9 protein-coding genes are annotated in these 9,264 nt (G+C 49.4%); 5 read left to right on the top strand and 4 right to left on the bottom strand.

Annotated features, from left to right (window positions below; genetic code table 11):
• Positions 1–624 precede the first annotated feature (624 nt).
• Positions 625–2,013, bottom strand: a complete 1,389-nt coding sequence (locus QZ323_RS14115) for an MFS transporter (RefSeq protein WP_294635339.1) — start codon at positions 2,011–2,013, stop codon at positions 625–627.
• A 664-nt stretch (positions 2,014–2,677) separates the two neighbouring features.
• Here QZ323_RS14115 and QZ323_RS14110 point away from each other — a divergent pair.
• Positions 2,678–3,028 carry a hypothetical protein gene (locus tag QZ323_RS14110; protein WP_294635338.1) on the top strand — a complete coding sequence of 117 codons (351 nt, stop codon included), beginning with the start codon at positions 2,678–2,680 and terminating at the stop codon, positions 3,026–3,028.
• A gap of 30 nt (positions 3,029–3,058) precedes the next feature.
• Here the strand turns inward: QZ323_RS14110 and QZ323_RS14105 are convergent, their stop codons facing one another.
• Positions 3,059–3,196: a hypothetical protein gene (locus QZ323_RS14105; protein WP_294635337.1), complete on the bottom strand. Its 138-nt coding sequence runs from the start codon at positions 3,194–3,196 to the stop codon at positions 3,059–3,061.
• Between the two features lie 52 nt (positions 3,197–3,248).
• Between QZ323_RS14105 and QZ323_RS14100 the strand changes: the two genes are divergently transcribed.
• Positions 3,249–5,666: a DUF3987 domain-containing protein gene (locus QZ323_RS14100; protein ID WP_294635336.1), complete on the top strand. Its 2,418-nt coding sequence runs from the start codon at positions 3,249–3,251 to the stop codon at positions 5,664–5,666.
• Between the two features lie 488 nt (positions 5,667–6,154).
• On the opposite strand, the gene QZ323_RS14095 is transcribed toward QZ323_RS14100, so the two are convergent.
• A complete protein-coding gene (locus QZ323_RS14095) occupies positions 6,155–6,403 on the bottom strand; it encodes a DUF4248 domain-containing protein (protein WP_294635335.1) in 249 nt (82 codons plus the stop codon).
• Between the two features lie 377 nt (positions 6,404–6,780).
• On the opposite strand from QZ323_RS14095, the gene QZ323_RS14090 reads away from it, so the two are divergent.
• Genes QZ323_RS14090 through QZ323_RS14080 form a run of 3 tightly spaced genes read left to right on the top strand, consistent with a single transcriptional unit; the run spans position 6,781 to position 8,005 of the window.
• Complete coding sequence (locus QZ323_RS14090; RefSeq protein WP_294635334.1) at positions 6,781–7,323, top strand: HU family DNA-binding protein; 543 nt, start codon at positions 6,781–6,783, stop codon at positions 7,321–7,323.
• A gap of 45 nt (positions 7,324–7,368) precedes the next feature.
• Positions 7,369–7,473: a smalltalk protein gene (locus tag QZ323_RS14085; protein ID WP_294635333.1), complete on the top strand. Its 105-nt coding sequence runs from the start codon at positions 7,369–7,371 to the stop codon at positions 7,471–7,473.
• Positions 7,474–7,528: 55 nt separating this feature from the next.
• Complete coding sequence (locus QZ323_RS14080; RefSeq protein ID WP_294635332.1) at positions 7,529–8,005, top strand: N-acetylmuramoyl-L-alanine amidase; 477 nt, start codon at positions 7,529–7,531, stop codon at positions 8,003–8,005.
• Positions 8,006–8,007: 2 nt separating this feature from the next.
• Here the strand turns inward: QZ323_RS14080 and QZ323_RS14075 are convergent, their stop codons facing one another.
• A complete protein-coding gene (locus QZ323_RS14075) occupies positions 8,008–8,934 on the bottom strand; it encodes an Rpn family recombination-promoting nuclease/putative transposase (RefSeq protein ID WP_294635331.1) in 927 nt (308 codons plus the stop codon).
• Positions 8,935–9,264: the final 330 nt, after the last annotated feature.

The following is a 9,264-nucleotide window of genomic DNA, read 5'->3' as shown; positions in this document are numbered from 1 at the left end:
CATTCCTGACGAAGTTTTGAAACTGCCACATTCCAGATTAGCCAAGAATCAAGCGCCGATAAACGCTTTCATATTATGTAATGACCTCCCTCGCTCCGACTTCCCGATGAAGCCTCACGGCGTTAGGTCTGTGCAAAAATAATACTTAGAATTTAGATAGGCAAACTTTCTTATGAAATATTGCAGCATTATGCACGGCTTTTTCATTTACAGGAGTTAGAGGAGTTAAAGGGGAGTAGCCGATAAGTCAGCTTAGGAGTTAAAGCCGATAGATTTTGAATCTTTAAGTTATTTTCATTAGTGTGCCAACTTACAAACTCAAAAACTCATAAACTCCAAAACTTATAGGGCTCAATTTCGTCCTTGACAATTAGTCCCAGTTCTTTCAGCATTCGAAGAATCTGGGGATAATCCAGCGGTTGTTTTTGTATAATCCATAGTATAAAAAACAAAAGTTCCGCCCTGGTACGCATTGAAAAGAGGCGTGACGGAATTTATTGTTACAAACATAACTCTCAGAAAAAGGCTGAAGAAAATTTAAACAGGCTCTAAATCTGTTCTTGCAAGGAGTGCCGGACAAAGGTGGACCAACTTTTGCCGGGTGATTACCTTGCGGGCACGCACTTATGCCATCTTCTGCTTCTTCTTGTCAATGTATTCGGTGATTTTGGCGAAAACAAGCAGAGCTACCGCCGCTATCACACCGATAGCTGCAAAGTAGTACCAGATATAATGCGCATGGACGCTTGCCGCTTCCCAAGCCTCGCGCGTTTCAAACAGGGCAGGGTCGGGGCAATACTTCGTCAGCAGCACACCCGCCAGTCCGAATCCGAAAATGGAGGAAAGGAACGAATCGAGATGGCTGAATCCGAGGTACATGCCTTCTTCGCCTTTGGGTGCCTGCAAGGAGAAGTATTCCAGATAACGCGGTGAAATGAAACATTCCGCCAACGCCTGTACCACGATGCCGAGTATCATCATCAGGGTGATGTTGCTTACGCCCGCAATGAGGTCGTCACCCAGCAAGTTGCCACAAGCCATCAGCAACGCCGAAACCGGAATCAGGAACATACCGATGTTCATGGAGGTGATGGCACTGCGCTTCGCCATCAGACGGGTGATGAAGTTCACACAGCAGACCACCACGAGCGGATTTACGTTGGCAATCCATCCCGGTCGTGCCGTTTCGCCGGCCATACGTATTACGTATTTGGGCATCGTGGCGTACAGTTGTTGCTGCACCATCCAGAAACCGGTCACAATGAGAATCAGCCACAGCAGACGCCAGTTGGTCATGATGCGCAGGAAGCCTTGGCCTATTTCACGCATACTTTTCCCTTCTCCTGCCGTATGCGCTGACTTGTACAGTAAGACGACGGCAAACAGCGCCACTATCGTCATGATAGCGGAGAAGTAGTTGATGTAGATGTAGGCCTGTTCGCCAATGAAGTTCCGCAGTGGGTCCACCACCGATTTTCCGGTGAAAGAGCCGATGTTCACCAGCATGTAGAAGATGGAGTAACCCCGTGCGCGGTTTGCTTCTGTCGTTTCCTTCGCCACCGAACCCGAAATGATGGACTTGATGAATGCTCCTCCCACCATGAGGATGAACAAGATGGGGACAATCATCCAGCGGCTGCTGCTATCCGGCAGACCGGAGAAGCGGGTCACTTCGCCATACTCCACCAATCCGGCAGCTTCCAGCAGCGTTGGGAGCAATCCCAGTCCCAAATAGCCGACGGAGAGCAACGAGAAAGCGAGAATCATCGACTTCCGGAAACCCGCCTTGTCGGCATACGCCCCCGTGAAGATAGGCAGCAGATAAAGTCCGCCCGAGAACAGGCCGGATATCATGCTCGCTTCAAAGTCGTTGAAACCTAAGATATTGGACAGGTAGAGTGTAAGAACGATGAATATGGCATAATACGCCATGCGTTCCAGCAGTTCGACCGTACTGCTTACCCAGAAAGCTTTACTGAAGCCTTTGGAAGTCGTAAGAGGTGAGTGTGTCATTCTTTTGCAATGTTTTTCTGTTATGATATTTTTTCTTTTACAATATTTTCTCTTTTACAATGTTTTTCTGTTTCCTTTTTTTTGCTTGCGAAATTTACGTGGCCGTTTTCGTAGCCGATGCAAATATAAATGAAAATCGTGAGAATCTCATATCGACAGGATAAAGAATATATTTTTCTTTAGAGGAAAGATAGGTATATTATTTTAAGTTTCACAATTCAATTCTGTTTGACTATAAAGAAAAGAGTCTGGCCAATAAGTATGGTTAGAGCCAGTTAAAATTTTGTTCAGCCTTCTTTTGAGAGCTCTTTATTGAGGATGTTTTTCTGTTTTTATGAGGAGCATAGCGAACTGTGTGACGGAAAAAAGAGGAAAACAGACCGAAAGAAACTTGGGAAGAAACTGAATAAAAAACTTTTTGAAGAAAATTTAAACAGGTTCTTAGTATTGAATCGCAGGTTAACTTCTGAAAAAATGTTATTTTTCTTGTAAAAAGAAGAAATTTTCTTCTTGCATGCCTGTTTTTTTCGCCGGAAAGCGTATGTTTGCCGACGGTATTAATTAATTTTTATTAATTATCTGGCTGTAAATTATTGAATTGGCAGCCTATTTTTTTATCTTAATAATTTAATCAGATGACTATGCAAAAGTCAAAAAAACAGAGATGATCGGCAATTCCCGTTACTTGCTGATCGCCATGAATGAAACGTTCCCGCTGCATAAGGCGGCGGAAGTGATTAACTTCGCCACAGGCGATAAGTTCCACATAGACAGTGGCAGAACGGCCATTTTCGAGGCTGTGGCACGCCAGATCGTGGACCACAAAAGAGCCGATCCGAGTGCCGTTTCGTGGCACGAAGTCCGTCGGTGGGCACACGTGTTGGGCGATTTTTTCCTGGTGGACAACCAGCACGACAAGTGCAAGGCGCTTACCGTACGCAGCATCGAAACCCTGCTGCAAAATCTTGTGACTGAGATCATTGAGGAGGAAGAAGAGAGTCTTTCCGCAAGATGAGGGTGATTAGTGGTTTTCGGCCGAAAATCACTAATTGCCTGTTTGGAAATATTTGATGAACTTCGCATCGTTCGATGCAGGACGGTGACAGAATCCTCCCGCGGGACGGCGGAATCCGTCTCGCGGAACGAAAAAGTCCGTCTCGTGTGCCGACATATTTGGCCTCACGGGACGGATTTTTTCGTCTCACTAGGCGGTTCAAAAAAAACATTTATCTGTCATGAAGCAGTTGACAAGAAGGGTTTCGTACTTCATCTCCATCATGAATACGAAGCCGACACAAACGATGACGATGGAAGAGTTCTATAACGAGTTGACCGGACCGGCACTACAGGTGCGCACCGACGCTTATCGGCGATACGTGGGCAAAGGCATGCTGAAGGAGGCGGGAGACATCAAGCTGAGCATGCCCGGAGTGACGGTGGCAGGCATCTGCCGGGGCAAACGCTCCGCCGCCACGCTGAAGGAACTGAGCGGCTGGGCGATGCTCGACTTCGACCACACTGCCGACCGCACGCGCGAGATTGCCCGGAAGCTGGCGCAGCTACCCTACGTGGCGCTGACGTGGACCAGCATTTCGGGCGAGGGACTGAAAGCCGTGGTGCGCATCGACGCCGAGACGGCACAGCAGTACGCGCAGGCCTACAAGGTGGTGTCGAACGAGGTGAGCCGGCTGGTGGACTTCCCCTGCGACATGCAGTGCAAGGACCTGGCGCGCTACTGTTCGGCGGTCTACGATGCCGAGGCGTACTACAATCCCTCCGCCACGCCCTTCGAGTGGCAGGCGAAGGCGGTGCAACTGGCACGAGAGGAGGCAAGGGATTCCGCCGCCGCCCTGTCTGCCGGAATATCTTCTGCCGGAACAGCAGCATCTGCCGGAACAGCGCCTGCCGCCGCACAAGGAGCCGGAGCGGGATTCATCGTCAGCTTCCTCGAAAACTTCCTTCACCGCCATTCTTTCGTGAAGGGAACGCGGCACGAAGTCATGCTGAAATTGGGCTATTCGGCGCGCGGAAAGGGCTTTTCGGAAGAGGAATTGACACATTTGATACTTATTTCCCAAGAGAAATTGAGCGCTCCCGACTTCACGGCAACGGAGATAAAACAGGGTATTTCGGCTGGATATCAGTATATTAGTGGTAGCCCGAAGCAGGCTTCCTCTCCCCAATCAGGTGTCAGGTGTCAGGTTTCACCTATAAGCCATAATTTTCCGCGCGATGAAAGGGAGGCTCATCGCCTTGCTTCGAGGAAGAGCGATGCCCTGCGTGCCGGTATGCCGTACTTCCCGCCGGAGGTGTACAACAGACTGCCCGACCTGCTGAAACGTGGGCTGGCACGGGTGGACAACCTGCGCGAGAGAGACATGCTGCTGATGGGGCTGATCACCCACCTGAGCGCCTGCCTGCCCGGAGTGACCTTCCTCTACCAGCAACGGCGCTACTCCCCGCATCTCTACTTCGCCGGAGTGGCTCCGGCAGGCACAGGAAAGAGCGTGGTGATGCTCGCTTCCTACCTCTCGCAGCCTACGCACGAGTACTACATGGTTAAGAACACGAATGCCATCAAGACCTATCAGCAGCAACTTGACGACTGGGAGGAGTGTCAGGCGGAAGCCCGTCGGAAACATCTGAAAAGGCCGATGTCTCCCCGTCCCGAAGAGCCGAAGGCGGTCTATCTGATGCTGCCTGCCAACCTCTCGAAGTCCCGCCTCTACACCCACCTGCGCGACAACGGCAGCCTGGGAGGCATCATCCATGCTTCGGAAATCAACACGATGGTCTCTGCCGTGAAGCAGGACTACGGCAGGCACGACGATGTCTTCTGTGCGGCTTTCCATCACGAAGACCTCGGCTCTTCGTTCAAGGTAGACGGGATGCCTCTCTTCCTGACCAATCCTCGGCTGGCGCTTTGCCTGACGGGCACGCCCAACCAGTTCGTGCAGTTGATACAATCGCTCGAGAACGGTCTCTACAGCCGCTTTGCCCTGCTCACCGCCGAGCCGCAATGGAATTGGCGCTCTTGTGCCCCGAAGCAGGACGATGTGGATTTGCGTTCCTTCTTCCGCGGTCTGGGCAAGGAGGTGTTGCAGTGGCATCAGTTTCTGTTGGAGTCGCCCACGGAGGTGCTGTTCAGTCCTGCGCAGTGGGCGGAGCACGATGCCTGTTTCTCGACGATGCTGAAGGAGGTAGTGTCCGAGGGCGAGAGTGCGTCGGGGAGTATCGTTCTGCGCCTGGGCGTCATCAATGCCCGCATCGCTTCGGTGCTGACGGCAGTCCGCAAGTGCGAAGACGGGATGTGGGGCGTTCATGCCTACTACTGTACGGATCAGGATTTCCACATCGCCACGCAGATCACGAAGGTACTGCTGGAACATAGTCTGCTGCTCACTTCGTCGTTGCCCGAACTGGGTTTGCAGTCGCTTCCCCTGCGTGAGTTCCACTCCTTCGAGAAGGTGCTGGATGCGCTTCCCGGCGAATTTATCCGCAAGGATTTTATCGATGCCGCACGCAAACTGGAGTGGTCTTTGTCCACCGCTCACCGTATGCTGAAACGTGCTTTAGAGGAGGGATGCGTCGTGCATGAGGGAAAAATATACCGGAAAACAACTTTGCAGGGGACAAGGACTCGGAAGAAGTAGGTTTTTTGAGTTGAAAAATACCCGAAAATAGGCTCTCAAGGAAATAATACCCGGAAGTAGGTTTCAGGGAAATGATACCTGGAAAATAGGTTTCAGGGAAATGATACCTGAAAGTAGTTTTCAGGGAAATAATGCTCGGAAAAGTAGTTTTTTCGAGGAAATAATGCCCGGAAAAGTAGCTTTTTCAGGGAAATAATGTCCGGAAAGTAGTTTTTTCAAGGAAATAATACCCGAAAGTAGTTTCGCGCGGAATTTTTTAGGCATATATGAAACCTGAAACTTTTGACACTAAGAGCCTGTTTAAATTTTCTTCAAAAAGTTTTTTATTCAGCTTCTTTAGAGTTTCTTTTCGGTCTGTTTTCCTCTTTTTATTCGTCACATAGCCCGCTATGCTCCTCATAAAAACAGAAAAACATCCTCAAAAAGAACTCTCAAAAGAAGGCTGAACAAAATTTAAACAGGCTCTAAATTCGGGTATTTTTCCATCCTTACGGTTCTCCCAGTGCATTGACGATAAGCTTTACTTGCATGGGGGTATACTTTCTTGCTGTCCGGTTCATGCCGGTTTCGATCAGTTGCTGTTCCAGTCCCGGGCTTTTGCGTATCCATGCATTAAATTCCTTGACAGCGCTTTGTTGTTGCACTCCTTGGATGTAGATCATGGCGAGTTCGCCCTTTCCATAGCTGCGGATGGGGAATCTTTCTTCCTCCATGCTGTTCGTATCAAAGTTTGTCATACTTGAAATGTTTTTTGTTTGGTAAGCGTCTCCGTGATTCTGGGAGATTCTTTTTTCCTTTCTTTTTCTTTATATGGATATAAAGTTAATGATTTTCAGTGAGATATGCAAGCGGATGCAAGGAAAAAACGTACGTTTCACAACTTTATCGTTACTGAAACTTACCGAAACTTACCGAAAAGTAGCGAACCGGATTTCCGCCTTTTCCCATGTCGTATCTTTGTTCTGACGAAAAGAGAAAGGGGAGTTTGTGAGTTCATGAGTTTGTAGCTCTGTAGCCTTGTAGCTCTGTAGCCTTGTAGCTCTGTAACTTTGTAACTCTGTAGCTCTGTAACTCTGTAGCTCTGTAACTTATTAATCTTTTAAAAAACACTATTATGTCAGTGATTGTAGAACACACATTGCGTTACAAGAAAGTGGGGGATAAATCGTCCCCGAAGTTGAATTACCTCAAGCGTAAGGCAAAGACCTCCCGCCTGTACGACATCCATCGCCTTTCGCAGGAAATTGAAGAGATGGGCGGCATGTCTGCCGAAGACGTGGAGCACGTCACCAAAGCCATCGTGCGCAACCTCAAGCGCAAGCTGACGGACGGCGACAGTGTGAAACTGGATGGATTCGGCGTCTTCTATACCACCTTCCACTGCATCGGCACCGAGAAGCAGGAGGATTGCACCGTGAAGAACATCGACAAGATCAACATCCGTTTCCTGCCCGACAGCAGCCTGCGACTGGTGAACGACGCCATCGCCACCACCCGAAACGCCCCCAACAACATCTCCTTCGAGCTGTATAAGCCGAAAGATGCCGATGCCACCGACGCCGGCGGCGGAAAAGAAGAAGGCGACGGCAGTGGTTCCACCGGCGGCAGTGGCTCTACCGGCGACGGAGGTGGAGTAGACGAGAATCCTTTCGGATAAAGACTCCTTTTTGAATAAGTTTAATCCCTAAACCCTATTTAAATTATGAAGAAGAAACTTTCTTTTGATGTCATTCTGAAAATGGTGATTGCCTTGGCTTCCGCCCTGTTGGGTGCGCTGAGCGCCCATGCCATGAACAGAATGGGTTGAGCCGTGAGGAGCATTATCCTCTTTAGTCTTTTTTTAGAAAAATGCCAATAAACTGATGAGAACGATTGATTTATTAGTCATTCATTGCAGCGCCACCCGCGCTGACCGTTGTTATACGGAATACGACTTGATCACAGACCATCTGCGCCGGGGATTCTCCGGCGCAGGCTATCACTTCTACATACGCAAGAACGGAGACATCAAAGCCCTCCGTCCGCTGGAGCAAGCCGGCGCACACGCCAAAGGGCATAACGCGCACTCCATCGGCATCTGCTACGAAGGCGGTTATGACCTGCACGGCCGTCCTGCCGACACCCGTACCGACTTCCAGAAGCATTCGCTTCGTGTGCTGGTCCGGATGTTGCTCCGCGATTATCCCGGCAGTAGGGTAGTGGGGCACCGCGACCTCAGTCCCGACCTGAACCGCAACGGCGAGATCGAACCCGAAGAGTGGATCAAAGAGTGTCCCTGCTTCGATGCCGCTACCATCCTGCAAGATCCTCCTCCGCCCAATCCGGCGTATCGGGACTGATATTATTTTTCTTCCTCTATTTCCTCCTTCGAAAGCCCTGTGCTCTGCATGATGATTTCGGTGGGCACACCGGCTTTCTTCAGGTTCCGCGCAATCTCTTTCTGTGCGTCCGAACGTCCTTTCTCCAACCCTTCAGCCATTCCTTTCTCCAGTCCTTCAGCTCTTCCTTTCTCCAGTCCTTCAGCTCTTCCTTTCTCCAGTCCCTCCTTCATGCCCCTCTTTTGGGCAGAATACATCAGCGTCCTTTCCACACTGACGATATCCCAGAACTTCTCATATCCAGCCAGTTGTGCATCCGTGAAAGCCGATTCCTCCAGCACATTCACCGCCTTCTTCAGCTCAGGGTTCTCCAGCAATTCTTGCGGCACTTCATGCGTCTTGTCATTGATCTCGGTCAGGAACCTGAGCCACAGCACTTGCATTTTCTTCTCGCTGTAGCTTTGAGGAGTGAATTTGGGCAGCTCCACGAATATCAGGTGAAGCCCTTCTATCACCTTCTCCGTATGCTCCATATGCACAAGGCGATAATAATGATAATACTCGTTGTCCAGTTCAGGCTCGAAGATGTCATTCACCAGGTTCAGCGAATATACGGGTTGCAGCAACTCATAGTGCTCTCCGGCATCCAATTGCCGCACGTATGCTTTCGAGGCATTGAACAACACACGCTGTTGGAACTCCGGCGTCCAGATAATCTGCATCTCCACCAGAAACACCCGTCCCTGCTTGTCCCGGCAGCGCACATCAACAATGCTGTTTTTCCTCAACGGATTATCCGGCACCAGCTCTACCGGCAAATACTCAATTTCAGTAACTTCTTGTCCCTGTTCAAGCGGCAATAGTGCATTCAGCAAACTCATCACCAGGTCGGGATGTTCGCCAAAAACCCGTTTGAAGGTTAAATCAGTCTTAGGATCCAGGTATCTCATGACAGTATCTTTATGAATTTGCGCAAATATAAGAATTATAATCCAATTGGCAGTGACAATGCCTGTTGACAATTGACAATTGACAGTTGATAATTGGCAATTGATAATTGGCAATTGATAATTGGCAATTGATAATTGATAATTGGCTGATGACAGTGGGGCGCTGCACTTATCGTCAGTCATTTCTATTGCTTGTTCGTAATGATACGCGCGCGCACGATATATAATAATGTGTCTCACTTTCCCCCTTGTATTTATCCTCAGAAAAAACTTTCCCTTCCTCCTTCTTGTTTTTCAGCCATTTACGTTCCTCTTCTCAAAAACATTCAA

The sequence above is a fragment of the uncultured Bacteroides sp. genome, from assembly GCF_910585845.1.
In the GTDB taxonomy this organism is placed as follows: Bacteria; Bacteroidota; Bacteroidia; order Bacteroidales; family Bacteroidaceae; genus Bacteroides.
The sequence above is the reverse complement of the archived record's forward strand: the minus strand, read 5'-3'. Positions and strand labels throughout refer to the sequence as shown.